Origin of the sequence: Collimonas sp., from assembly GCF_035566375.1 — a bacterium.
In the GTDB taxonomy this organism is placed as follows: Bacteria; Pseudomonadota; Gammaproteobacteria; order Burkholderiales; family Burkholderiaceae_D; genus Collimonas.
The window spans coordinates 1-24,648 of sequence record NZ_DATMRK010000079.1; the positions used below are offsets into that span (position 1 = coordinate 1).

The 24,648-nt window shown below is 55.0% G+C and carries 19 protein-coding genes and 2 pseudogenes; 12 read left to right on the forward strand and 9 right to left on the reverse strand.

Features of this window, described 5'->3' with window-relative positions:
• Positions 1-228, forward strand: a pseudogene (locus tag VNZ60_RS23620) (catalase/peroxidase HPI); the annotation flags it as partial.
• Between the two features lie 188 nt (positions 229-416).
• Here the strand turns inward: VNZ60_RS23620 and VNZ60_RS23625 are convergent.
• The 3 genes from VNZ60_RS23625 to VNZ60_RS23635 form a co-directional block, all read right to left on the reverse strand.
• A complete protein-coding gene (locus VNZ60_RS23625) occupies positions 417-977 on the reverse strand; it encodes a sugar O-acetyltransferase (protein ID WP_325663594.1) in 561 nt (186 codons plus the stop codon).
• 203 nt (positions 978-1,180) lie between these two features.
• A complete protein-coding gene (locus VNZ60_RS23630; protein ID WP_325663596.1) occupies positions 1,181-2,122 on the reverse strand; it encodes a cupin-like domain-containing protein in 942 nt (313 codons plus the stop codon).
• 103 nt (positions 2,123-2,225) lie between these two features.
• Positions 2,226-2,603, reverse strand: a complete 378-nt coding sequence (locus VNZ60_RS23635; protein WP_325663598.1) for a VOC family protein — start codon at positions 2,601-2,603, stop codon at positions 2,226-2,228.
• A 108-nt stretch (positions 2,604-2,711) separates the two neighbouring features.
• Between VNZ60_RS23635 and VNZ60_RS23640 the strand changes: the two genes are divergently transcribed.
• The 4 genes from VNZ60_RS23640 to VNZ60_RS23655 all read left to right on the forward strand — a co-directional run bounded on the left by VNZ60_RS23640 (position 2,712) and on the right by VNZ60_RS23655 (position 4,946).
• A complete protein-coding gene (locus VNZ60_RS23640; protein ID WP_325663600.1) occupies positions 2,712-3,254 on the forward strand; it encodes a nucleotidyltransferase family protein in 543 nt (180 codons plus the stop codon).
• A 270-nt stretch (positions 3,255-3,524) separates the two neighbouring features.
• Positions 3,525-3,878, forward strand: a complete 354-nt coding sequence (locus VNZ60_RS23645) for an ArsR/SmtB family transcription factor (RefSeq protein ID WP_092352312.1) — start codon at positions 3,525-3,527, stop codon at positions 3,876-3,878.
• A complete protein-coding gene (locus VNZ60_RS23650; protein WP_218134239.1) occupies positions 3,859-4,350 on the forward strand; it encodes an SRPBCC family protein in 492 nt (163 codons plus the stop codon). Before VNZ60_RS23645 ends, VNZ60_RS23650 begins: the two co-directional genes overlap by 20 nt.
• Before the next feature lie 14 nt (positions 4,351-4,364).
• A complete protein-coding gene (locus VNZ60_RS23655) occupies positions 4,365-4,946 on the forward strand; it encodes a dihydrofolate reductase family protein (RefSeq protein WP_325663606.1) in 582 nt (193 codons plus the stop codon).
• 283 nt (positions 4,947-5,229) lie between these two features.
• Here VNZ60_RS23655 and VNZ60_RS25320 read toward each other — a convergent pair whose 3' ends face one another.
• A complete protein-coding gene (locus VNZ60_RS25320) occupies positions 5,230-5,436 on the reverse strand; it encodes a SymE family type I addiction module toxin (RefSeq protein ID WP_414648960.1) in 207 nt (68 codons plus the stop codon).
• Between the two features lie 316 nt (positions 5,437-5,752).
• On the opposite strand from VNZ60_RS25320, the gene VNZ60_RS23660 reads away from it, so the two are divergent.
• Both VNZ60_RS23660 and VNZ60_RS23665 read left to right on the forward strand, forming a co-directional pair.
• Complete coding sequence (locus VNZ60_RS23660) at positions 5,753-6,958, forward strand: PQQ-dependent sugar dehydrogenase (protein ID WP_325663608.1); 1,206 nt, start codon at positions 5,753-5,755, stop codon at positions 6,956-6,958.
• 416 nt (positions 6,959-7,374) lie between these two features.
• Entirely contained in the window at positions 7,375-11,193 is a 3,819-nt protein-coding gene (locus tag VNZ60_RS23665; protein WP_325663610.1) for a M48 family metallopeptidase, read from the forward strand.
• A gap of 27 nt (positions 11,194-11,220) precedes the next feature.
• On the opposite strand, the gene VNZ60_RS23670 is transcribed toward VNZ60_RS23665, so the two are convergent.
• The gene (locus VNZ60_RS23670) at positions 11,221-11,811 is read right to left on the reverse strand and encodes a glycine zipper 2TM domain-containing protein (RefSeq protein WP_325663612.1); all 591 of its coding nucleotides are present in this window, start codon (positions 11,809-11,811) and stop codon (positions 11,221-11,223) included.
• Positions 11,812-12,114: 303 nt separating this feature from the next.
• Positions 12,115-14,172 (reverse strand): bifunctional DedA family/phosphatase PAP2 family protein, encoded by a 2,058-nt coding sequence (locus VNZ60_RS23675; protein ID WP_325663614.1) that lies wholly within the window; start codon positions 14,170-14,172, stop codon positions 12,115-12,117.
• 214 nt (positions 14,173-14,386) lie between these two features.
• Here VNZ60_RS23675 and VNZ60_RS23680 point away from each other — a divergent pair, with 214 nt between their 5' ends.
• From VNZ60_RS23680 to VNZ60_RS23690, 3 genes are all read left to right on the forward strand, one after another.
• The gene (locus VNZ60_RS23680) at positions 14,387-15,505 is read left to right on the forward strand and encodes an MFS transporter (RefSeq protein ID WP_325663674.1); all 1,119 of its coding nucleotides are present in this window, start codon (positions 14,387-14,389) and stop codon (positions 15,503-15,505) included.
• A gap of 23 nt (positions 15,506-15,528) precedes the next feature.
• A complete protein-coding gene (locus VNZ60_RS23685; RefSeq protein WP_325663616.1) occupies positions 15,529-15,837 on the forward strand; it encodes a hypothetical protein in 309 nt (102 codons plus the stop codon).
• 1,070 nt (positions 15,838-16,907) lie between these two features.
• Positions 16,908-19,130: a M9 family metallopeptidase gene (locus VNZ60_RS23690; protein WP_414648962.1), complete on the forward strand. Its 2,223-nt coding sequence runs from the start codon at positions 16,908-16,910 to the stop codon at positions 19,128-19,130.
• A gap of 633 nt (positions 19,131-19,763) precedes the next feature.
• Here VNZ60_RS23690 and VNZ60_RS23695 read toward each other — a convergent pair.
• Both VNZ60_RS23695 and VNZ60_RS23700 read right to left on the reverse strand, forming a co-directional pair.
• Positions 19,764-19,952 carry a hypothetical protein gene (locus VNZ60_RS23695; protein WP_325663618.1) on the reverse strand — a complete coding sequence of 63 codons (189 nt, stop codon included), beginning with the start codon at positions 19,950-19,952 and terminating at the stop codon, positions 19,764-19,766.
• 634 nt (positions 19,953-20,586) lie between these two features.
• Positions 20,587-23,169 (reverse strand): glycoside hydrolase family 15 protein, encoded by a 2,583-nt coding sequence (locus VNZ60_RS23700; protein WP_325663620.1) that lies wholly within the window; start codon positions 23,167-23,169, stop codon positions 20,587-20,589.
• Here VNZ60_RS23700 and VNZ60_RS23705 point away from each other — a divergent pair.
• Positions 23,168-23,341, forward strand: a complete 174-nt coding sequence (locus tag VNZ60_RS23705; RefSeq protein WP_325663622.1) for a hypothetical protein — start codon at positions 23,168-23,170, stop codon at positions 23,339-23,341. The two genes, VNZ60_RS23700 and VNZ60_RS23705, sit on opposite strands and share 2 nt — an antisense overlap.
• Positions 23,342-23,656: 315 nt before the next feature.
• Here the strand turns inward: VNZ60_RS23705 and VNZ60_RS23710 are convergent.
• A pseudogene (locus VNZ60_RS23710) lies at positions 23,657-23,803 on the reverse strand (HU family DNA-binding protein); the annotation flags it as partial.
• Between the two features lie 577 nt (positions 23,804-24,380).
• Between VNZ60_RS23710 and fliQ the strand changes: the two are divergent.
• Positions 24,381-24,647: a flagellar biosynthesis protein FliQ gene (fliQ, locus tag VNZ60_RS23715; protein ID WP_325663624.1), complete on the forward strand. Its 267-nt coding sequence runs from the start codon at positions 24,381-24,383 to the stop codon at positions 24,645-24,647.
• The last annotated feature ends 1 nt before the right edge of the window (position 24,648 follow it).

Here is a 24,648-nt window from a genome sequence, read left to right on the forward strand (position 1 = left end):
GAGTGGAAAGCCGTGGACAGCGAGGCCGAATTGTTCGAAGGACGCGACCGCAAGACCGGCGCGGTCAAGTACACAGGCACGCGCAACGATCTGATCTTCGGTTCCAACTCGGTGCTGCGGGCTTATGCCGAGGTCTATGCAAGTGTGGATGCCAAGGAGAAGTTCGCTAAGGACTTCGTCGCGGCTTGGGTCAAGGTCATGAACGCGGACCGCTTCGATCTCGCGTAATGCCGACTGCCAGGGGCCTTGTCTGGTTCAAGGACAGACAGGGCCTGCTGCGCTAGCGTCTGCGTGGCGACGCTAGTCTTTCAACAAATAATGCGGCCAATTTGTTTCAGACCTCGACCCAGTCAGGGCAGTAACAACAACCCTGTCAAGACGCAGGAAAACGATCTGTACCCCTTGCGAACATTCCCTCAGTGGTCGCCAATCGAACGAATGACCCGCGCCGGATTTCCTCCGACAAGAGTATTCGGGGGAACGTCCTTGGTGACTACTGAACCTGCCGCGACGACCGAATTCTCGCCTACTGTTACGCCACCAATGATGGTCGCGCCGGCTGCGATCCACACGTTTTTCTCAATCACGATGGGCTTTCCGACTGTGGTGTTGCGTCGCCGCGAGGGTTCAAGGGGATGGCCCGCCGTGATGATACTCACGTTCGGCCCGATCATCACATCGTCTGCGATGTCGAGGCCGCCAAGGTCATAGAAAGTGCAGTTTTGATTTACGAAGACATTATTCCCGACGCTGATTTCATCCCCACCGGCAGTATAAAACGGAGGGATCAGTAAAAAGCTCTCGTCTACCTTTTTACCGATAAGTTCGCTGAACAAAGCCCGAATTTCGTCCGCATCGTTGAACGTCAAACGGTTAAGCGTGGCGGTGATCGTCATCGCTCGCTTGATGTTTGCCAACATGGCCGCTGATTCCGGCGTCCTGCTGTAAATTATCTTGGAGCGATCGTCATTCGGCATTCGTTATTTTCCTTGGGTTACGGTTGAGGGAGCGTTTCTGCGCACGATGCGCCGCGCCGAGATTTGTCGAGTGTAGCCACAAAGCGGAAGCGGCGGGAATCAATACAGTCGCTTTGATGTTGCGAAACAAATATCGAATTGATGTCGATGACCAGTGACCGTTTTTACACAGTCTGGGCCCGGAGCGGACGGATTCGATCAACTTAGTCGGCCTTCAGCGAAGCGTTCCCGTTCAATGCCAATGGCAGCGACCTGGCCCATCGATTGGCCGAAAGCGAAAAAGTCAGCGCGCGAACCTGGTGGTACCACCCGGCAGGCACATACAGAAGCTCACCGGGTTGCATGATGCATTCGATCACTGCTGCCTGGCGGGCAAGTGGAAATTTCTCGAAATCTGGCTCCTCAGGGTTAAACGGCGAGCCGAACAGGATGGCGTTCGCCTCGCGGGGATAAAGGAATTCGTCGTGGTGTGGCGGTGACAGGAAAATACGCTTGGTGCCCCAGATCTGCGCAAAAATATTGTCGTCATAGTCGCAATGCAGCGGGGTCACTGTGCCGGAGGGGCCAAGCCAAAAGCGAGGTGGCCCCATTTTTTTAAAATAGACTGGCCAGTAACACAGCCTATTCAATTCACGCAATTCCAGATTGCCCAGATACGGTGGCAGGTCCTGCGTGTTATCAGCGACGAGCTCAAGGTACTCCAGCAGCGACATATCCTGCATCGCCCGGTCAGCCGCGAAAGCGGTATTGACATAGTCGCCCACCCTCGCGCGCACGTGCAGCTCGCCAAAGCGGTCGCGCAGCGTTTGCGGCGTAAGGGTGGAAAGTGGCCAACGATTGACCAGCCCGGTTATGACGAATGGCAGGCCTTCTGCTGCACGCATGCGAAACGTCGCGGCGTCGAGCGTACCCATACGTGGCACTGCGGAAATGATCGGGAGGTCGCGCCCCGCACACCTTATCGCTTCACGCATTTCCTGTATTGAGGTGACGCCACGAACCAGCGCATCCTTTCGCTCTCGCGCCCGTTTTTTGACAATGGCGTCTTCGGGCGAGATGGATGTCGATGACGGCCGCAGCGGCAGCAATCGTGACGATAGGCGTGTCTCTCGCCGTTCATGATTAGCGGCTACCGGATTTTTCATATGTCCATTTTTCTATAGCTGTACAGATTTATGTCTTAACGGTGATTAACGCCGATGCGCATAAGCGTCGGAACGCCCATATATCGGCACGTTACTGGAAGGATCAGGCCTCGGGTTCGTGGCAAACCACTTCGATGTTGTGCCCATCCGGACCAATGACAAAAGCTGCGTAGTAGTTCGCGTGGTAGCGCGGGCGCAGGCCAGGCGCACCATTGTCTTTGCCACCCACCTCCAGAGCCGCGCGATAAAAAGCGTCGACTTGCTGGCGATTCTCGGCCGTGAACGCCAGGTGAAGATGCGCCGGCCTCTCCTCAGTTTGGTACAGGCACAATGAAGCCTTACTCGTTGGGCCAATAAGCTCGACACCATACGTCGGCGGCCCCTCCGAGGCAACAACTACGCCGAGCGGTTCGAGCGCCTTGAGGAAGAAAATTTTGCTCGCTGCATAGTCGCTGACGCCGAATTTAACGTGGTCAAACATGAGTTCTCCTGAAGTGTGTGGGTCTGCGCGGGGGCGGTATTGATCTCGCAAGATATTCATGTCAGCATGCCCTCCGTATAACTACCCGATAACGGAGCGTCCGTCGTGATGCAAGACCATTTTCTTGCCGCTATTCTAGCCAACCATAGCAATCGCGTCATCCTCGATCGTTGGAACGCCCTGGCGCTCCCAGATGCCTGGCTGGTCGCAGGGTGCCTCTTCCAGACGGTCTGGAATCTGCAGGCCGGCCGCGCACCAGAAGCGGATATCAAAGACTACGACCTGTTTTACTTCGACGCCGATGATCTGAGTGAGGCGGCCGAACGGAATGTGCAGGCACGTGTTGACAATATGCTGGCCGACTTGGGAGTTCAGATTGAAGCATCGAACCAGGCCCGGGTGCATCTCTGGTACGAGTCATACTTCGGTCATTCGTGTGAGGCGCTGCGTAGCACATGCGATGGCATTGACCGCTTTCTTATTCCGGCGACCTGCGTCGGCGTTCGCCCGGGTTCGATCTATGCACCAAACGGACTTGCAATGTTGTACGAAGGCGTACTGACGATGAACCCCTTGACACCACACCGCGATTTGTTCGAGCGCAAAGCGGCGTCGTACCGGGCCCGCTGGCCGTGGCTTCGGCTTGAGTAGGTGATGTGTTTGTCTACCTGAAGACGCGCTCCGGTCTACGGAGGGCGATGATGCCATCAAACCTTTCCTTCAAACGGCAGCTTTGCTGGATAAGCCGACGTAGCCGCTACTTCCGCCATCGGCGGTTCAACCCTCTATGTGGCCATCGGTGATTTCCCCATGGTTGGTCCAACGCATGTGAAGCAGCCAATCGGCGAATTTTCATTGACGCTGATTTTAAAATCGCCTATATTAAACCAATAGGTTAATTAACTAATTGGTGTAATAAATATGAATACTGATTCGCTCAGCATCACCTTCGCCGCGCTCGCTGATCCAACGCGTCGCGCCATTCTTGCGCGACTGGCACTGGGCGAGACATCGGTTACCGAGCTTGCCAAGCCGTTTTCGATAAGCCCGTCAGCCGTAACGAAGCACCTCAAGGTGTTGCAGCAGGCCAGACTGATCACACAAGGTCGCCAGGCGCAATGGCGCCCCTGCCAGCTCAATGCCGCACCGTTGCACGAGGCTGCCGATTTTATCGGCCAATATCGCCAGCACTGGGAGCAGAGTCTCGATCGTCTGGATGTGTATCTTAAAAACCTTCAATCTGTGGAGACGAAAAGTGCAGGAAAGAAAAAATAACGCAGCGAACAATGCTGATACCAGCGACCGCGAAATCATCATGTCGCGTTTGATAGACGCGCCACGCGAATTGGTATGGGAGGCGATGACCAAACCTGAACATGTCGTGCATTGGTGGGGTCCGAATGGGTTTACTAACACGCTGGAGAAACTGGATTTTCGCGTGGGAGGCGAGTGGCACCATGTCATGCACGGGCCGGATGGACGAGATTATCCCAGCCGCAGCGTCTATACCGCGATCGACAAACCTCACCACATCGAGTTTTGCACCGGCGGCACATACAAGGGCGACCCGAAGGCCATGTTTGAGGCGATGTGGACGTTCGAGGCAGTGGGCGGACAAACCAAAGTGACGATCCGTCTGTTTTTTCCTACTGCGCAGGCACGCAATATGGCGGTAGAAAGAATTGGTGCGATTGAAGGCGGCAACCAAACTCTGGCGCGGCTTGCCGGCTATGTAATCAAAACTTGAACACGGAGAAAATCATGAGAAAAATCGTTTCGTTTGTACATGTGTCACTGGATGGTTTTGTTGCTTCCACTGCGAAGGGCTCGGCGGGCCTCGGCTGGATAAGTATAAGCACCGATTTGTTTGAATACGTGGAGCAGCGGATTCGGCAGACCGACACAGCTTTATACGGGCGTACCACCTTCGAGATGATGGAGTCGTACTGGCCAACCGCTGCCGATAAGCCTGACGCCAGCCCGCATGACCATGAACATTCACGCTGGTATAAATCCGCACGCAAAGTGGTGTTGTCGAAAACTTTGTCGGAAAAAAGTCACGTTAATACGAAAATCATCAGTAGCAATTTGAGCGATGAAATCAACAAGCTCAAGCACAGCTCGGGCAGCGAGATCTTGATGTTTGGCAGCCCCTCCGCCACTCACGCGCTGATGGCGGAAAACCTCATCGACGAGTACTGGCTATTCGTCAATCCGATACTGCTGGGCCAAGGTATTCCCTTGTTCAAAAATATCAAGGACAAAACCGCACTCATGCTGGTAAATAGTAAAATTTTTCCGTCGGGCGTCGTATGCCTGCAATACGAGGTGAAACGAAATTAATAGTGCAAAGTTGTGATATTCCGTGGCGAGGCGATTGAATGAGCGTCCAAGGAAAACGCTAAACTACGAAACACCGGCCGAACGATTTCATCAATCTGTTGCATCTACCGGTTGAATCCACAGTCGTTTCCGGACAGAGATTCATACAGCGAATGTCAAATCAAGTCTGAGCAAGTACAAATTACCCTTTCTCTTCGAATAAAAAATCCGCTCCCAACCTTACCTACTGCGCAGGGTTGTAGAACGGATTTTTTGCGGCAGATGCTGCGATTAAACGTCAGTCTTAGTCACAGGTAATCATCAAACACCCGGTCATGACTCTGACGCGTACAGTGGAGTTGGGCTCGAACCCGGTTTGTTTCATGCCGCTGCCATGCAATCGTATCCAGAGCGTTTCGGGATTGTCGTCTTGATAGAAGGACACAGTGAGCCGTTGTGCTGCATTTACTACCGGCGTGTTGCTGTCTCGCGTAGAATTGCGCTTAACCATATTGACTACTCCTTTTAGTTGATTGGCTAGCGGGTTGGGGATGCTGTTACATCCCTAATCCGCGTCTTCTTTAAAACCTGCCAACACCAGCGCAGGCACTTCAAACACCTTTGCTTCACCTCATTGTTTTACCGTTCGGCCCTTGTTCCGGTTCATCGATTTAACTGCTCGCCTTTTACTAAAGGCTCGCCCAAAATACCATGTAAGAAATCGCAAATACATCTTAAAAGGGTAATTGATGAAGGTTTTAAGGCAAAGCATAGGCAAAACTTCGTATCTCCGGCGGCTGGCAGGAGCGGCTAACAAAAGGAGTTTCTTGCGGTATCTATTTTCCGCGATGCTCCTGCTTGCTTGCGGAGCTGCGTCAGCACAAAGCACCTACCACACCTCCGGCCAATGCGACGGTTATCCGCGCCTCGATCTCAAGGTGGCGCAAGGCATGTGCATCGGCTTGCTGGCCGAGCACCTCGGTTTCGTGCGCGGCGTTGCGGCGATTGGCCAGGATATCTATGTGCTGGACATGGGCGGCTGGGTCAACAAACGAGGGCGCTTGCTGCGCTTGAATCTGAAACAGGGAAGCAAGCCGGAAGTGCTGATGAGCCAGCTCGACATGCCCAACGCGATTCTGGCGACGCCGGACAAACGGCTGCTGATCAGCGTGCTTTGGCGCATCGTGCGGATCGATCCGGCGGCCAGGAATCCCGCCGCCACCATGCAGGATGTCGTGATCAATCTGCCAGCCACTGGCCGCCATCCGCTGGCAGCGATGGTGCTCGGGGCTGACGGTTCGCTGTATATCAATGTCGGCTCCGCCACCGATAATTGCGAAAGCAAGCCAGATCAACCCGGAAAATCGGCATTTCCTTGTCCCGAAATAAAAGAGACGCCGCCGCGCGGCAGTGTGCTGCAGGCAAAGTTGCCAGCCAACGGCCCGCCGCTTGACGCCCGCACCATACCGGTCCATGCGCGCGGCTTGCGCAATAGCATGGCGCTCGCGCTTACTCCCAATGGCAAGCTGATCGCCGCCACCAATTCGCGTGACAACATCAACGTAGCAGATCCCAAATTGTCCGACGCGGCGCTGCCGCACGACACCCTCAGCTGGGTGCTTGCCGGCGCCGATTATGGCTGGCCTTATTGTTTCGATAAACTCAGGAGCAGCCCTGAATACCCGGATTTCGATTGCAGCAAAAAGACCGCCCCAAGCCGTCTCCTGCCGCCGCATGCGGCGCCGCTTGGCATGCTCATTTACAGCGGCAAAAGCATGCCGGCATTGGCCGGCCGCTTGATCATCGGCTATCACGGTTATCGCGCCACCGGCCATAAACTGGTCAGCCTGGCTTTGAATGCGGCATATCAGCCGGCGGGGGAGCCGCAGGATTTGGTGTCGGGCTGGAATTTTCTATCGGGTAAACATCCGATGGGTGCGCCGCTGGGGCTGGCGACGCTGGATGACGGCAGTATTGTGATTACCGAAGATCGAAACGGCACTTTATTGCGTCTGGCCGCTGATCGGCGCTAGGGTGCATCGGTGAGGCTTTGCTTGATCGATATGTGAGGAGATTCTAGCCATCCAGTGCTATCTGCAAAGTGACAAGGCTATGAATGAATCTACTCACATATCGACAATCACCGCGCGACAATCACCGCGCGATATCCAAAGTGAATCTGGAACAGATCTTAGCGCGGGATTATTACAGGCGTTTGACATTGTGATCCGGCCCTCGAAATTCACCTGCACCAAAATCCCCCCAAATTGCCCTGAGATCAATGTTGCCACAGTGCAAAGACATGATAATATTTTCAACTTGCGAGCAGGCCGGCTTTGACTTTGAATAACGCCGACCGCTTTGCTTGAATCTTATCGATAGGGCTGACAGGCGCCGCTGCTGGAAATTAGAAATCAGAGCGCCAGGCCCGCAAAACCAGGGGGAGTGGATGGAAAATACGTATCCGGCAGGGCCGGCGAGCGTGCCGGGGGATCTGGCCAAACCAACCAAGGCATACAGGAACCGGGCATGGCTCGCGGTAGGCTGCCTGGCCCTGTTCATCGCGCTGTATTTCTTTCTCGCCGGCTGGTTCGCGCTTACCGCATATCGCCTCATAGAATACGCGCGGACAACTGAAAAAAGTGCGGGTGTAAGCATCCTGGCCGCGGGCTGTGCAGCGTTCCTTGCCATCTTCATGCTCAAGGCGCTTTTTTTCACCAAGCAGATCGTCAAGAGCGACGATCCGGAAATCACACCTGAACAACAGCCGCGTCTTTTCGAATTTCTGTACCGGCTTGCCGACGAGGCGGGTGCGCCGCGTCCGCACCGGGTATTTTTATCGGCGCGCGTGAATGCTGCTGTCTTCTACGATCTGTCGATCCTCAACCTGATCTATCCGTCCAAGAAAAATCTCGAAATCGGCTTGGGCTTGGTGAACGTGCTTTCCCTGGGCGAACTCAAGGCGGTCTGCGCGCACGAATTCGGACATTTTGCACAACGCTCGATGGCGGTCGGGCGCTGGGTCTACACGGCGCAACAGATTGCCGCCCATATTGTCGCCAAGCGCGACGCCCTTGACAGTTTTCTGGCGAGCTTGTCACGTTTCGATATCCGTATCGCATGGATTGGCTGGGGCTTAGGGGTGATCATCTGGTCAATACGGTCGCTGATCGATCTGGCGTTTCGCGGAGTGGTCCTGGCGCAGCGCGCACTGGCGCGTGAAATGGAAATGCAGGCCGATCTGGTGGCGGTGTCGCTGACCGGCAGCGATACCCTGATACATGCCTTGCATCGCCTGGGAGTGGCGGACGATGCCTGGGACAGGGCGCTCCGTTTCTGTCAATCGGAGGCTGCCGATAAACGGCCGGTCAAGGATGTGTTCGCGGTGCAGTCGCGCATCATCGAGCTTTTTGGCGCGCTGCTGGCTGATCCGCTGTACGGAAAATATCCGCCGCTGCCAGCTGACAACGCGCAAGGCCATCGTGTGTTCAAGGCTGACTTTGCACTGCCGCCAAGCATGTGGGCGACGCATCCGCTGAATTATGAACGGGAAGAAAACGCCAAGCGCAATTACGTGCCTGCCGCATCGGATGACCGCAGCGCCTGGACCATCTTCGACGATGCGCAGTCCTTGCGCGAACAAGCCTCCGCGCGTTTGGCTGGTGGCCAGGATGACGAGCCGGCAGCGCTCGACGCCTCCCTGGCAAAACTGGAGGGGCAGTATGCGCGCGAGTATTTCAATCGGGCTTACCGCGGCGTTTATCTGGGCCGCTCTGTGACGCGCCAGGCCAGGCGCGCCGAGGATCTGTTCGATCCGCAATGGCAAGCGGACCAGGCCGATCTGCAATTACTGTATCCGGAATCGCTACGGCAAGATCTGGAGCAAATGCGCAACCTTGAAAAGGAGGTGCTGTTGCTCGAATCTTTGCAAAGCAAGGCCTTCGTGCCGGCCGACGGCGTGATCCGTTACCGCGGACGGCAATTGCGCCGCAGCGAGCTGCCGCAAGTTATCGAGGAATCGCGGCGCGAGGCAGCGCAGGCGCGGGACAAGATCTACACACACGATCGTCTGTGCCGCACAGTGCATCTGGCCGCCGCCCGCAAACTCGGACACGGCTGGGAGGAATACCTGAAAGGATTGATCGCCTTGCTGCATTACGCCGATCATACCGACGCCTGCCTGCGTGACGCCCAGGCTGGATTGCGGCAGGTGATCGCGGTGGAAACCGCCGGTGGCCGGCGCCAGGCCGGCAACGATGGCGCCGAGCGCATCGTACAGGCAGCCGGCGAGCTGTATCGAAACCTGGCGCAGGTATACAAGGACGCCGCCGCGGTGGTGTTTGACGCCTCGTTTGTGCCACGTATCGGCGCGGAATCCTGGCAAACCGCGCTTGGCGAGTTTGAGCTCAAGCCGCCGCACCGTGAGAATCTCAACGATTGGATACGTATTATCGATTGGTGGTTGAACCGGACACTCAACGGCTTGACGTCCTTGTCGGCTTTTACGCTGGAGAGGCTGCTGTTGAGCGAAGCAGCCGTTGCAAAATGGACCCGGGGAAACAGCGAACCCGAGGCAGCGCCGGCGCCCGCGCAAGCGCCCAAGGACTGCAGCACGCTGGTAGCCGGCAATGAGCCGGTGCGAGTGATCCAGGCCGGCTGGTGGCAGCGTTTTCAATCGGGCCACGGCTGGGCGCATGGCCTGGCGCGTTTCACCGTTGCCGGCGGCGTCATCGGCGCCGTACTGTTGGCCGGATCGTCCCTGTCAACGCCTGAGATCACCATCTATAACGGCCTCGGACGCGCGGTGCAAGTCAGCATTGCCGATCATGCCGTCACTGTTCCCGCATTTTCATCGAGCAAGGTCGAAGTTCCCCATGCCAGCAGCTACCACGTCGAAACGCACGATGAACGAGGCCGCCTGATCGAGAGTTTCGAGGGCGCTATGGGCAGCGGCCAATCCGACACCTTTTATAACGTCGCCGCCGCCAGCCCATTGGTGAAATGGACGGCGGCCTACGGCGGCTATGAGGCGCCGCCGCCGCAGCGCTTGGGCGTCACCCGCTGGGGACAGTCGTCGGCAGATGTATTGTTTGCCGAACCGCCGAATTCGATTCAAGCCAAAGGCGGCGGCTTGCGCACGGTATTAAGCGGCGCCGGCGACGCAGCGCCATCTCACATGCTGAACTGGGTGGCGCCAGAAGATATGCCAAAAACAGTCGCAACGCATGCGCGCTGGAGTGCTTCGCATGATCCGTATCTGATGGCCTGGCTGAGTCTGGCGGCAGCACAGCCCGGTTTTGGCGATATTTTGCAGCAGCGCCTGGCGGATGACCCACGCGATATGGTTGCCCTGCGCATGCAGCAGGACAGTATTGCTCCGGCTGAGCGCGCCAGCTGGTGCGCGCAGCACACCGCGCTTGCCGCTGCCGCGCCGGACAATCCTGATCTGCGCTACATCGCGGTGCGCTGCATGCCGAATTCGCTTGCCAAAAATCAGGCGTTCGACGAGGGCCATCGACGCTGGCCCGGTCACGGCTGGTTTGCTTATGCGGCAGGATATACCGCCGAGGAAGGCGCGCATTGGGCGGACGCCAGCGAAGCCATGATCTCGGCAGTAAAAAACGAGCCGGCGCTGAAAGATGTCCTTAGCGTCGATATTGCACGTCTGAGGCGCATGCAAGCGGCGAATCCACAAATCGACATAGCCGACCTGGCGCGCAGCTCGCCGAGTGTGCGTACTTTGATGGTGCTGGAGACAGGGGAGGGCATCGGCCAGGATCCGGCCGCTGCGTATCACGAACTAGCGCTGGGACGCATGGAAAGCGCGGTGGCAAAGGCCAAGGGCAGTGTGCATGAGACACGGGTGCTGCGTCTGGCGGCAGCCAGCAGCGGCGCGCCACGCGCTTTGGTGGCGCAGGCTCTGGCTTTGCCGCTGCTGGACAGCGATGCCGATGAGGTTAGCGTATTCACCGCGCTGGCGCTGGCAATTCGTGCCGGCAAAGACATAGCCCCTTATCGTGCTGCACTCGGTCGCCTGGGGCAGAATCGGATGGATCCCGCTATCGTGGCGCCCATGCTGCGCTTTGCCGATGCGCTGCGTGCCGGCAATCTCGCGCAAGCACAGGATCAGCTTGACGGCTTGCCGATCGATTTGCGGGCGACGGCCTACAGCATGGGTGTCACGGTGCTCGGAGAGCGGGCGCCTGCCGACTGGCGGCTCGGAGCCCGCTGCCTTTTGTTCGCGTCGGAACGCCCTTACTTTGGATGATTAGTAGCCGTAGTTAGTAACCGTAATTTAGTAGCCATAATTCCTGGCGACCGTATTACCCAGATATCCGCCGCCAACCACGCCCGCTACTGTCGCCAATGTACGGCCGTTGCCGCCGCCAACCTGATGACCCAGCAAGCCGCCGATGACTGCACCGGTGGCGATGCCCAGCGGGCTGACCTGCGACACCGGGCGGGCTGGCTCGGCCGGAGCCTGGTATTGCGGCGCCGGTCCGGCTTGCGCATACGAGGGATTTTGATTGCGGTAAACGTGATGCACTATGGTTTTCTGCTTAGGCGCAACGTTGGCCGGCTCAACCTGATATCCCGCCGCCACAGGTGCAGTTAGCGGTTGCATGTATTGATAGCCGTTCGCGGTCTGCACCAATACCGGCGCAGTAGTGGTCGCAGCTGCCGGAGTCATTGGCGCCGCGGGATTTGCCATTGGCTGTTGCACGGCAGCGGTTGCTTCCGGACTCTGCGTCCCGGCCACATTGCCGTGAGAACTCGGGAGGAAGCCGGTCATCGCTGCGACGCCAAGCAAGCTCGCCAGAGTGACGGTTACGGCAGCGCCGGCGACCAGTGGGTGCAAACGAGTGGTAGTTTGGATGGCTTCCATTTGATTCTCCTTCGACGTTGACAATGATTTGATTCTACAAACGAAGCGGCCGTGAACCCATCCGGATTGTGTATCAAGTGTGTCAAATTGAAACGCAGTGTTGTTTCACTCTGACCCCACTTAGCGGGCCACGGAGTAGCTGCCTCATCGTTTAAAAAAACAAAACCGCGTAATGCGCTCTTCCTTTCTCCGAATCCGTCATGTGGGGTCAGAGTCGAGTTTCGCGATGAAACACTGCGAAAGTCGACTCTGACCCCAGATGACTCCGACCCCAGATGACTTTTGCCGTGGCGATGTCATGACTTATTTTCGACCAGAAATTGGCTGCGTCAAAACTTTCTGCCCCTCTGGCAGAATCAGGACAATCTGACGCAGCAGCCCGCTCTGCGTGTCCGGCAGCACTGCGGTTTGCATGTCTGCCTGCAGCAGGCGTGGAATCAGCGATGCGTCCGGAAAACCAACTGTGCGGCCCAGCGTGAAAAGATGCCACGGCCGCCGTAATTCTTCCTGGTAGAGCGCGCCATACCAGATCGGCACGTTGCCCCGATGGGCAGGATCCTCCAGCAGGTAGTCGGACTGCCACAACCGCAATATCATCCTGGTCATAGGCCGCGCCGGATCGAGGGCAACAAAAGCCAGCTCCGAGCTTTTGCCCTGATCGTATTTTGGCAGCACCGGCAGATCTTTCACCTCTGTATTGGGCGCGAGCCATAGCAATGCCGCTGGTAGCGACCAAGCTGCTGCCGGCTGCCAACCGGCAAGTGCCAGGCGGTTTTGTAGTGTTGTAGCACTGTCGGCCCATTGCAGAGAGAAAAATTCCTCGTTGTCGCCACTGATCTCGGTTCGCTGCCGAGGCAACTGGCGCCATTCAGCGTGGAGCCATTGATCCAGCCTGACAGTCTTAAGCTGCGCTGCCGGAGTGTAGCGCGCGAGATCGGCTGGGAATTGCGTGTGCATGCTCCAAGCCGCACCGGCCAGTAGTGCTGCCATCGACAGCGCCCCCAGGATTCTTGGGTGCAGCTCTTCCTTCACCTGATGATTGGTATAGACGATCGCCATCAATACAATCCACGCAAGTCCAAGACTCCATCCTGCCAACACATCCGACAACCAGTGCGCACCCAGATACAGGCGAGAGAAGCCGATGAGCGCGATGCCAACCACGGTGACCGCGGCGATAAACATCCGCACCAGCGGCGGTTGGCGGCGCGCGATTAAAAACGCCAGGAAACCGTAGATGACCATGCTGGAGGTCGCATGGCCGCTCGGGAATGCATACTGTTCGACGCCGCTGTACAGGTTCAGCGGGCGCGGCCGGCCTATCGCCCATTTGAGCAGTTTCACCAGGACCTGAGCGAAAGCGGCCGTGATCACCCAATAGCCAGCCGTGCGCCAACAGCGCCGCGCCAGCAGCCAGCCCAGTACCGTCAGCGCCACCACCCACAAAACGCTGGCGCCGCCAAGCTCGGTGACGCCGACCATCAAATGATCGACTGCTGAAGTCCGCAATCCTTGCAGCCAATGGAAAATGGCCGCATCCACGCCCACTAATGGATCGCTGGTGATGACATCTTCCACGATGCCCAGAAAAAGCCAACTGCTGCCCACCAGCAGCAACGCCAGGACGGGCAATATCTGCGATTCAGGACGGCGCGGGTCAAGGAAGAAGAATACCCAGCTCTTGATCCGCGTAAATCGGCCGCCAGGTTGCCGGCTGGCCCATTGTAAGAGACGGTCGCGCCACTGCTCGACGACAGGTAAACCGTTCCTTATCCCGAAGCGCGTGGCCCAGCTTGCAGACCACACCAGTGCCACCAGCATCAGCAAGATCAGCGCCAATCTGCCACTTACCGCTTGGGCCAGCTGAAGCGAGGCGCCGAAGACGACGCCCGGCAAGATGTGCGCGGGCGACCACGCCAGTGCGGAACCGAGATTCACTGCATAGAATTTGGCGCGCGGCATATGTGCGATGCCGGCAATCGCGGGCACTACCGCCCGTACCGGTGCAAAGAATCGCGCGAACAAGATGCTCTTGCCGCCGTGTCGTTGAACAAATTGTTCTCCGCGATCGATCATGGCGCTGCGCCGCTTGACGAATTGCCAGGTTCGGAGGCGCTGGTAATACGCACGTCCCACTTCATAACTCAGGCCGTCGCCAATCACCGCGCCGACTGCCGCAATACCCAGCGTCAGCCAGACATTCAACGCCCCGGCGCCGATCAACGCACCCGCGGTAAACATCACAATCCCGGCGGGGACAAGCGTGCCAATAAGTAGCAATGATTCAGCAAGCGCGACAAGAAAGACGACCAGCAGCACCCAATGCGGGTGAATGGCAATATCGTTTAGTAGTGCATGCATTCGCAATTCCTTAGCTAGTCGACAGATTGTCTTCATGATACCGCTGTGTGTTACTGTCGAATTGCCTGAAGCGCGGATGGTGTCAGTCTAAATAGATAATAATCAGCAAAAGTTTTCTTATTTTCTCGAGAGTACTCACTTGCAGACCACCGACACCGCAAAAAGTACATTGCGCCAGATCCCGGCCGGAATATGGGTACTCGGCATCGTGAGCATGCTGATGGATATTTCTTCGGAAATGATTCATAGCCTGCTACCGCTATTCATGGTGACCACACTCGGCGCCAGCGCCTTGGCTGTCGGGCTGGTGGAGGGACTAGCCGAAGCGACGGCTCTGATCGTCAAAGTATTCTCGGGCACATTGAGCGACTACCTTGGCAAGCGCAAAGGATTGGCGCTGTTCGGCTATGCGCTGGGCGCGCTGAGCAAACCTCTGTTCGCCGTCGCGCCAAGTATCGGCATCGTATTGTCAGCCCGTCTCCTGGATCGGGTTGGCAAAGGTGTACGCGGCGCTCCGCGAGACGCCTTGGTTGCGGACATTACGCCCGCGCATCTGCGTGGCGCGGCATTTGGCCTGCGCCAGGCCCTCGATACGGTGGGTGCATTCCTCGGACCATTGCTAGCGGTTGGTTTGATGCTGCTTTGGGCTAATGATTTTCGCGCCGTGTTCTGGGTCGCCGTGATTCCGGGTTTGATGGCTGTCGCGGTACTCTTCGTCGGCTTGCGCGAACCAAAGCATCAGCAATCCGAAAAACGCATTAATCCGATTCGGCGCGAAAATCTGAAGCGGCTTGGTAGTTCCTACTGGTGGGTAGTAGGCATCGGCGCGGTATTTACATTGGCGCGGTTTAGTGAAGCATTCCTGGTTCTGCGTGCACAGCAGAGCGGCATTCCGATTGCCTTGGTGCCGCTGGTGATGGTGGCGATGAATCTGATCTACGCCTTGTCGGCGTACCCGTTCGGCGAGCTCTCTGACAGGATGAGTCATAGAAAGCTGCTGGCAATCGGCCTGGCCGTCCTGATCGTATCGGATCTGGTGCTGGCTGCCAGCAATCACTGGGGCGTGGTACTTGCCGGTGTCGCGCTCTGGGGCCTCCACATGGGCATGACGCAAGGCTTGCTGGCAACCATGGTGGCGCATACCGCACCCGCCGATTTGCGCGGCACCGCGTATGGCTTCTTCAACCTGGTCAGCGGGCTTGCCATGTTGTTGGCAAGTGTAGTGGCTGGGTTGCTGTGGGATAGCTTTGGCGCTTCATTCACCTTCTATGCCGGCGCGATTTTTTGTGTGGTGGCGCTTGCGGGTTTGGTCAAGACAGTCAGAAATTTTTGACTAGGCATGTCAGGATGTGGCCAATGGGCGTTCGCATCGCGCACGACTGGAATTGCTTGTATTTCTACCAGTATGAAATGGTTGTTAATCATGATAAATTTTCCTTTTTGGAAACTATCTACGAGGGACATATGCCGCAATTCGAGACGGAGCACAAAGGGAGCACGATCAAAGTCGCGAGCACGATCGTCCGTGGCGGGAAGTATTGCTGGTCCGTTCTGATTGACGGGGTATTGCAACAACCACCGGCGGTTGAGCCGTCTGGTACATGGAACTCCGCTCGCGATCAAGGATTGACGTTCGCAAAGAATCTCATCGATGCTGGTAAGTGAGTTCATGCTGTCATCGCAATTTTGCAAGGTTGGTTGTACAAGAACTCTCTTGTCGGCAGCGCGTTGGACATGAGGCATCAATTTGAATACAAAGGCATCTCCTGCTCGGTTGATGTTTATTAAGGCGCAAAAGGGCAATGGGCCTGGTCTTATCAAATTGCGAGCGGGGCGATTTATACATGTAGAGACCTGCCACTGGATAATGAAGAAATCGCGCTCAGCGAAGTGAAACGCAAAGTTAGATGGATGATCGATCATGGAAAATGACTTCGTCATCCTCTCGATTTTGCGCTTGTGAGCGAAGTCAGATTTCATATCAGCGCTTACTCGATGCCTGCCAACGTTTTGATTTCCTTCGTCGTCATGCCGGTGGCAATCTCTGATTCACCTGTGAATCCAGAGCTTTCTTTCGGTCGCAACAAGTTCCTACAACCTGCGGCAGATCTAGTGGATGCTATCGGGTGATAGTGTGAGCTCTCCCTGGAGAGCGCGCATTACATTTACTCGGCGGACTGCGATCGCAGCCAGTCATCCGTGGATGCGGCGCGCAGAGCTGCGGTGGACGCGTTTGCAGAGGCTTAAGTTGCATGGAGTCCCTGTGTAGTTCCGTCTCGTTCTCTTGGCCGCGTCCTTGCTCCTGTAATCGACCTTTCGGCCGAGATTGTGAAGTAAAGCGAACACTTAACCTAATGTCCGAATTTCTGGGACCATTTCTTCCGCGTCACACTGTCAATTCTGCCAGCTATTTACGCTGGTTTTCTTGCTGTAATTTTCGATGTGGGCGGTTTTATTGTTACAACGCACTTTGACGCGTGATGGCATCGCTCATCCATGCAGTCGTGTCGGTCGTAAAAATTATCCGATCCAGTTTCGATTTAAGTCACCTTAGACAATGAATCTCGTTGCGTTTGGTTCCGAGAATTGCAAATCGGACATAGCCTCAATTTCACAAACTTCGTTGTACCAAGAAGTAAGGTGATCTCACGGCATGTTGCTGTGAGGCGCCCCAATGCAATTCACGGAAAAAAATGATGCCTACTTCAAAAATAAATTTTTGGTTTGCAGGTCTGATGTTGGTCTGCATACCAATATCCGGCTACGCCGGGACGGCGCCAGATAATCTTGGCGCAGAGCCGGCATTACCTAAGCAGGCCCCAATGCCGCGTGCCAGGCAAACTCTACCGCCTTCACCTGAACAATCTAAATACAATCTGCCGCCGACCAAAAAACCACGCGTCGATTTGATCGATCCCAAGAGCCGTCAAGCCAGAGAAAATCGCGCGAAAGCGATGGCAACCACCCCGGGCTGCACGGATATGAACAAACTGGCGAGTTATGACGGCAGTGCGCTGGCCGACTACATCGTCAACTTGCCCGACTATGAATGTCATTATGGTTTGTTCTCGCTCAATACCGAGCAAGCTACCAAAGTTTATTCTGCCGGTAATTTCAACTCTGTCGCAGAGCGCTTCGTCCAAGAAAGCATGAAGTACAACGCCGACAATATGGCTTTGGTCAATCTGTTGATTTACCTGCGTGCCGGCTACTACCTAGCCAGCAGCAATGTGATTGCTAATCCATCCGCATCATTATTGGCTACCCTGCGCCCGCCAATCCGGCAACTGGTCGACGGCGTTAACCTGTTCCGGGAAAACGCCATAGCGCCGAGCACCGCCAGCGAAGTACTGAAGCTCATCACCAACATGAGCGACGAAACCTATTATCTGGACAGCATGAAGAACATATTGCTCCGCTACACCAATAGCGCCAGCAATCCGCATGCCGCTGATGCGTTACGAAAGCCGACCGCGGCCGGCGGCTTTACCGGCGTACTGACCGTGATTTTCTCTGCCCACGACAGGGCCGATGGCAGGCTGATACTGCAGAACGACATGACGTACCCCGCCGCACTGAATAATTTTGTCCTTAACAACAAAATTTCTCTCCTGGGGACCGAAACTGCGTATCAGCTGACCGACACCGCAAACGAGGCATTTCGTTTCATGAAATACCCTGCGCAGAAAACTGGCGTCAAAATCATGATCAAAAATCAGCTGGCAACAACCACTATGACCGGCGCAGATAGTGATCTTTGGTTGGCTGCAGCGACAGCGGTGAAATATTACGACAACGCCAATTGTGCAGAATACGGTACTTGCGATTTTGAAAACCGGATCGCCGATGTCGTACTGAAAAACAAATATACCTGCAGCCCCACCATACGGATCCGTGCTCAGCAGATGACGCCGGCGCAAATGCAATCGTCGTGCAATCTGCTACAGACGGAAGAGTCCTATTTTCATGACATGCTGCAAACCAATCGTACGCCTGTGGCTAACGACTATAATACTTCGTTGGAAGTGGTGGTGTTTGATGACTACACCAACTACAACAAATATGCCGGAGTAATATTCGGTATCAGTACCAATAACGGCGGGATGTATTTGGAAGGCAACCCCGCCGTGCCTGGCAACCAGGCGCGTTTTATTGCCCACGAAGCATCCTGGTTGCGTCCGGTATTTCAGGTATGGAACCTGGAACACGAATATGTCCATTATCTGGATGGCCGCTTCGACATGTACGGAGATTTCAACGCGGCTACAGCGAAGCCGACCGTTTGGTGGATCGAAGGTATCGCCGAGTATCTGTCTAAGAAGAATGACAACCAGGAATCGATCGATGCCGCCCGTACCGGCGCTTACCGCCTGAGCGAAATATTCGGCAATACGTATTCGATGGCGGATTACGTGCCGCGGGCATATCGCTGGGGCTACATGGCAACTCGTTTTATGGTTGAGCGCCATCGTAATGATGTCGATGCCATGGTAGCCAAATTCCGTATCGGCGATTACGACGGCTATCAAAATACGATGGCTTACATAGGTGCTCGCTACGACAACGAGTTTGTCAGTTGGGCCAAGACCGCGAGTACTGCCGGTGAGCCGCCGTTACCCGATGGTCCGGTACTGCCAAGCTGTGCATCATCCAGTTATCTGGGCAAGAATTGCTCGATCATGGGCTTGTCGTCTTCTGATCACGTATACGCTTATATTCAGCTGCCGAGCGGGGCAAAAAACCTTAATTTGCGCACCAGCGGCGGTAGCGGTGATGTCGATATGTATATTGCCCTTGATCGTTACCCGACCACTAGCTCTTACGATGTCGCTTCCACCAATGCTGGTAACAGGGAAAACATTGCTCTGGCAATCCCCGCTTCTGGGCGCTGGTACTACATTTTGCTAGTCGCTAAGCAAGCATTTAACGGCGTGTCACTAAGCGCTACCTACGATTAAGCTATCGGTGTCACCATCAAACGTGTTGGCACGGCATTCACTTGAATGACAGGGCCGTGCCAACACTGTGTAACGGGACCCGTGACACGTCATATCAGTATCCTGACCATCGAGCGCGATCAATCCGCTTCGTCAATATGCGTCCGCTAGCAAATTCTCCGTCAGTACACTGGGGCCGATAACGCTAGCGCCAGTAATCGTTACAGCCACTTTTTCCAAGGCTCGACCGGCAATCGATTCACCGGCCAAGGTGATGGACCCGTCTGTAGTGTTAGGCATCGAGGTAAGAACTACCGTAGTACGTGTACACAGCGAGTTTGCCGGCTTCAAAGGACAATTGCATTAAAGTTGACTGAAATAGAGCAATCGATAATCAACGATAGGAAGCCCTTGCTTTTCATCAATGACGATGGCTCTATCATCATCGCCATGAAACCTGCCGACACAGCTCAATGTGCTGTGCCCGTTCGGTCTTTGCTGAGTTGAAGACCGTCCTCCTCGGGCGGGGCTTCGATTCCTGCCGTCCACCAATATGAAACACACCAGACCGTCGCAGGCCTCGTAAATGTTTGGAGATGCCGTGTGCATGGCTTTCCTGGAGAGTGCACATTACATAGGTTCGGCTGATTACTGTTAGCGCCCGGTATGCAGAAGCTTGGCGTGATCTCCCATGGCGTCTCTAACTCTTTGCGCGTCGACATTTCCTGCCGCGACTGCCTCTGCAAGCAGCGCAACTGCTCGTTGCAATTGCGGATCTTGGGCGACGTCGGTTTCATTCAAGATCTGGCGGCCGGAGCGTTGCTCTTGGCGTTGGAGTTGCATGCTCAGCTCAAATCGCGCTTGCGAGTTGCCTCGTCTGGTCAGCTCTTCAAGCTGGGCTACCTTGCTGGCTTCTGTCGAGGCAGATTGATTACAATCGGCCGACGCTCCGCTCCCATTGCGGTGTAGCGTATTGCATGGCTCTAGTTCATGAAGAGTTTTACCGATGGAGGCAGCGGCGCTCGTGTTGGCCGCTTGGTTAGCCGACGGAGTTGAGGTATCACTCCCATTGCTGCAGTGTGCCGGGGTTCGGCCAAACGGATTTTCCGATGCATTGGCGGTGCAATCAAGGGAGCCGTATGCGGATGAACTAGCCTGCGGCTCGGAATAACTGGCGCCAACGGCGGGGGACACTGCTTCGTGACTGTTATCCGCGCGTTGGATCACGACTATATACACAACGACTAGAGCGGTTACGAACAGGATTAAGGCTTTGAGAGATAGGGCTTTGGCAAGCATGATTTCCTTTCTTGTACTTTGGCGCTAATCCGCCTCCTGGCGACAGGGGGTTGCGCGACACCAAGTGCGTCCAGGCTCCCTGTCGATGGGGCTGGACGTTTTTACGATACCGCAAGAGTTGGCTGGAGGCGACCTTGCCACGATGCAGTGAGACTTTTACGGCGGGTCGCCTGCAGCACTACCAGCCTACCGTGTCAGACAAGGTAACGGCTCCAGAAGCTGGCGTAGTCAGCGTACGGTTACCGTTATTTGGCAAATTCTCCCACGTGACCGAACCGTCGCTGTTCTTACGATAGTACTTGTAGCTAATTCCAGAACTTGCAGGCAAGTTGATCTTGTTTTTCCAGATCGGGTAGCTGCCTGGATCCACGGGCGTACCCAGATCGGTGTTCCACGATCCCAGTTCAGGTGTGCTGCCGGTCACATACATCCATTGCCCAACGGATGTATTGGCCGACACGTTCACTATCGCCTGTACCTGACCTGCTGAGGGAGCGATTGCGCAGTTGTTGTAGCGTGAGCAGACTGGCTGAGGAATATCGATGACATTATTGGCTTTAATCGATGCCAGCAGGTTGATATACTCGCCCATGGCCCAACTCAAAGGTGCAATTGATTTGGTCGGGCTTCCCGGCACATAAGGGGAAGGCGTCGTAGCTTGCCAACCACCATCGACACCAGGCGTGACCGACGCCGTATTATTCCAGACCTGTTCCGAGACGAAGCCTTCAGGTGTGGAAAATGCCTTGACTGCGCTTAAAAAAGAACTGCCGTTGCTGCCGTTGCCGCTTTTGGCAATCTCGTACATCCCGCGTTCGGCGGTAAAGATAGGCCATAGTCGTCCTCTTCCAGACGACCCGTTATAATTTGTGCCGTCGTTTTGTTCCCCATAGCCGTCAAAGTTATAGCGGAACCATGCATCGCCTTTCCCCGCCACGGTCTGCTTAATGGCACCGTCATACACCGGTATCGTTGAAATGATGGTGCTATCATTCGGGCTCTTGATCCCCATGCGCACCAGTTCGAGAAAGCCGCCGTCAATTATCTTGCGTTGATCGTGCGAGCCGCCACCATTTCCGATCGTAAAGGTCGATGCAGCATCCGGGCCGCTGGTCGGATTGTAGATCTGAGGGCCGCTGCCTGTGCCACTCTTTCCTGCCGGATTTATTCTGATGTAGTACTGGCCGTTGCCGAGTGGACCGGTATTGGTGTAGGTCCATCCCGCGACATTTTGCTGCCAATAGTCAGCAGTGCGCAGGTATGTCGCTGCGCTGGTGGTGTCGTTATTCGCCATGGCTATTTTAGATGCAGCCACGAGGCCGGCAATTTCCGCGGCGATCGTAGAAGGCGAATAGCCCGAAGTTTCTTCCCAGCGTTCTTGTTGTGTCCACGGACCATTGGCAACGATATAGTTGGCTGCCAACTTGATCTTCGGCCAAATCGGATTGTAGACCGTTGGGCCAAGACGATAGGCCAGCAAGATGGGCATGGCCTGCTCATCCATCTGTGTCCCGTTCCAATATGGCGTGCCATTGATTTGCGAATTCTGCGGGAAGCGTCCACTCGCTTGTTGTTGCACGTTGAACAGGAAACTGATGGCGGACGTTGCCGATGTTGTGTCGCCCGCTGTAATGAGCGCATTCGCGAATTTGAACAGATCGCGGGCCCATACGAGATGATAACCACCTGTATTGACGGTGTCGTCCGCGGTTTCTCCCCACGGCGTGCCCATGCCGGCAATCATCGCGCCATTCGATTTGTCCTGTATCGACTTGAGCGACATCGCAGCAAGATAGTACTGATCGTCGGCCGTGCCGCCCTGGGTATTCAGACCATTGTTGTAGGTATGCCATTCGCTATCATAGGTCGTCCGTAGCGTGGAGAGATTGTCTGCCAGGGTTGCGTTGGCGGTATTCATCGCCTCTGTTTCGGTCGCGCCGAAGCCGATCGCAACGTCGAACGAGATACTGCTGGCGGTGCTGGCGCCAAAGTCGATCCAACCCATCTGCGCCACATTACCATTCGACGCCAGTGAATAGGTATAGTCCATGGCCTTGTCGGCAGTCCCGCCCAGCAGGTCGGTCCATCCGTCATTGACGCCCACAAAACCGACCGAGGCCATGCTGGTGCCGCCGACATTCTTCCATGGTAGAGATACGCCGACGGCAGAAGCACGTGTCGATTTTGAAGCGACAAGTAATGTACGTCCACCCGATACCAACGTTTTCCCCGTGTCGCCCATGCCCGCGTCGTTCATCGAAGGATTGTGCAGAAGATAGAGGTTGAAGTTGCTGACATTCGTACCGTTGAGCGCGGTGAATGTGGTGCGCTGAATCAGGGTATTCCGTGTGGGGTCGACAAAAATTGTTTTACTGATTTGCCAGTTGTGGCCGTTATTTCCCGTGCTTGCCGTCCAGGCCATTGAGCGCTTGTCCGCTTGCGTCGACGAATAACTGGCTTGCACTTTTTCTTCGTCGACAAACGTTTTTGCGGTGTCGCCGACCAAAAACTGTAGATCAACGTTATTTGGATTGTCCAAGGTAGGGTAGAAGACCTCCGTGATAATGCTACGGTACCCAGTAAAGTAGACCCTTGATGTATTGCTTGCCGAGGTGCCGAGTAATGATTTCTGTGCAGGTGCCCAGCTAGATCCAAGGCCTGGACCGCCCGATGCGGTGCCACCCGCAAATGCCGATGGCATGCTCAGGAATGCTGCCACCAGAGCTGTCGCCATGGCCGTCAATCTGATACGTCGATTCATGCTTGTCTCCAATAATGTTGTTTTTCTAGTTAAAAAGATCCGTCTCAGTACCTCCGGCAGCCAGTTAACTCAGGCCACTATTCAGTCCAAAGCAGGTTTGAATATCTTTCTTTTAGGCAAAAAATCACGAGAAACTGCGAGCAATACAGGTGCAGCGTTGATGCGCGCTTGACGGATTTGACATTGCGTTGCCAAACGCTTGTTACGTCGTACTGTGCCTATTGATTGGGCCAAATTCTATTTTGGCCATAAGCAATTCGAGCACCCTGGATAGAACGTAGTAAAACTACAAAGTAGCAAAACTACATAATAGTCCCGTGATAAATAGTATTTTTCTTTCTTATTGATGTCAACGAAATATTTTTCTATCTATTTCGGCTCTCTATTTGGAAATAATGATGTCAAATTAATAATATTATTGAGCCGAGAACGTCGCGAGATGTTGCGTGAAAGACAGGGCGTAATGAGCAGCGGAAGGGCTGGAGTCCTATCTTTCGGACACTGTTATGCTTTTGGAGCCCTGTAATTTCGCGCCGACCGTGAATTTGACTGTCTTGGCAGCAGCGATCTCTATTTCTTCACCGGTGCGTGGATTGCGTCCAGTACGAGCGGCGCGTTGGCCAGCAGACCAAGATAACGCGTTGACGACATTGGTGATTTCGCGTCTCTCGTTTGGTACGGATCGCACGATTGCATGCCGGCGCTGGTGCAAATTGACGGCTGTGCCGGTTCTGGCTGACCTATTGTGCTGGTTCGCGCTGACCTATGCTGATGGCGTTGATCTCACAGATCATGAATGACCGACAGAGGTTTCGATGAAGCGCTTTGTCCTGGGAATGGATCGCACGCAGAGCATCCTACTGCCAGAGCAACTCGTAGATTGCCGCTTGCCAAAATCACAGATGACTACGAAGCATTGCTGTAGGGGAAAATCAACATTCCCGTAGCCCAGTAACCTCTCGAACTGCTGCGGCACAAACGCCATCCCGCCGCAAGCCACGCCCATGAATGACCGCTTACTTCATTTTTTGCCAATATGTAAAAAAGTTGTTACTATGCAGAAATTAGTTACTTTATCGTACAATTTGTTAGATTGATTTTATTGAATCTTGTCTTGCGTGCGATCTAACTCGGCAATTGGGACACCTTGAGAATTAAATTTTCTCGGTAAGAGCATCAAGAATGTGGCTTATTTGGTATCGAGAATTTTTATGCACGCAGATTTAGCCTTGCAGATGATGGCAGAGATGTTTTGGACGGGGTTGCTGGTCTGTCTGCCGGTTTTAGCTTTAAGCATGTTGGTCGGTCTTGTGGTTAGTATTTTGCAAGTTGTGACACAAGTACAAGAAATGTCGCTTACCTTTGTGCCCAAACTTCTGGCCGCAGGTGTGGCTTTAATGGTGTTTGGTCCTTGGATGTTGCATAAATTGGCCCAATTCTCTACGAAGCTCTGGTCCGATATCCCGTCAATGTTCTAGT

Bases quoted from the DNA above. Each gene is read 5' to 3' on its own strand.
- VNZ60_RS23675 (WP_325663614.1), bottom strand. From the start codon at position 14,172: ATGCATGCACTACTAAACGATATTGCCATTCACCCGCATTGGGTGCTG.
- VNZ60_RS23705 (WP_325663622.1), top strand. From the start codon at position 23,168: ATGCTTGTCTCCAATAATGTTGTTTTTCTAGTTAAAAAGATCCGTCTC.
- fliQ (WP_325663624.1), top strand. From the start codon at position 24,381: ATGCACGCAGATTTAGCCTTGCAGATGATGGCAGAGATGTTTTGGACG.
- VNZ60_RS23680 (WP_325663674.1), top strand. From the start codon at position 14,387: ATGCTGATGGATATTTCTTCGGAAATGATTCATAGCCTGCTACCGCTA.
- VNZ60_RS23655 (WP_325663606.1), top strand. From the start codon at position 4,365: ATGAGAAAAATCGTTTCGTTTGTACATGTGTCACTGGATGGTTTTGTT.
- VNZ60_RS23685 (WP_325663616.1), top strand. From the start codon at position 15,529: ATGGGCGTTCGCATCGCGCACGACTGGAATTGCTTGTATTTCTACCAG.
- VNZ60_RS23665 (WP_325663610.1), top strand. From the start codon at position 7,375: ATGGAAAATACGTATCCGGCAGGGCCGGCGAGCGTGCCGGGGGATCTG.
- VNZ60_RS23625 (WP_325663594.1), bottom strand. From the start codon at position 977: ATGCCGAATGACGATCGCTCCAAGATAATTTACAGCAGGACGCCGGAA.
- VNZ60_RS23670 (WP_325663612.1), bottom strand. From the start codon at position 11,811: ATGGAAGCCATCCAAACTACCACTCGTTTGCACCCACTGGTCGCCGGC.
- VNZ60_RS23695 (WP_325663618.1), bottom strand. From the start codon at position 19,952: ATGCAACTCCAACGCCAAGAGCAACGCTCCGGCCGCCAGATCTTGAAT.
- VNZ60_RS23700 (WP_325663620.1), bottom strand. From the start codon at position 23,169: ATGAATCGACGTATCAGATTGACGGCCATGGCGACAGCTCTGGTGGCA.
- VNZ60_RS25320 (WP_414648960.1), bottom strand. From the start codon at position 5,436: ATGGTTAAGCGCAATTCTACGCGAGACAGCAACACGCCGGTAGTAAAT.
- VNZ60_RS23630 (WP_325663596.1), bottom strand. From the start codon at position 2,122: ATGAAAAATCCGGTAGCCGCTAATCATGAACGGCGAGAGACACGCCTA.
- VNZ60_RS23635 (WP_325663598.1), bottom strand. From the start codon at position 2,603: ATGTTTGACCACGTTAAATTCGGCGTCAGCGACTATGCAGCGAGCAAA.
- VNZ60_RS23690 (WP_414648962.1), top strand. From the start codon at position 16,908: ATGTTGGTCTGCATACCAATATCCGGCTACGCCGGGACGGCGCCAGAT.
- VNZ60_RS23645 (WP_092352312.1), top strand. From the start codon at position 3,525: ATGAATACTGATTCGCTCAGCATCACCTTCGCCGCGCTCGCTGATCCA.
- VNZ60_RS23640 (WP_325663600.1), top strand. From the start codon at position 2,712: ATGCAAGACCATTTTCTTGCCGCTATTCTAGCCAACCATAGCAATCGC.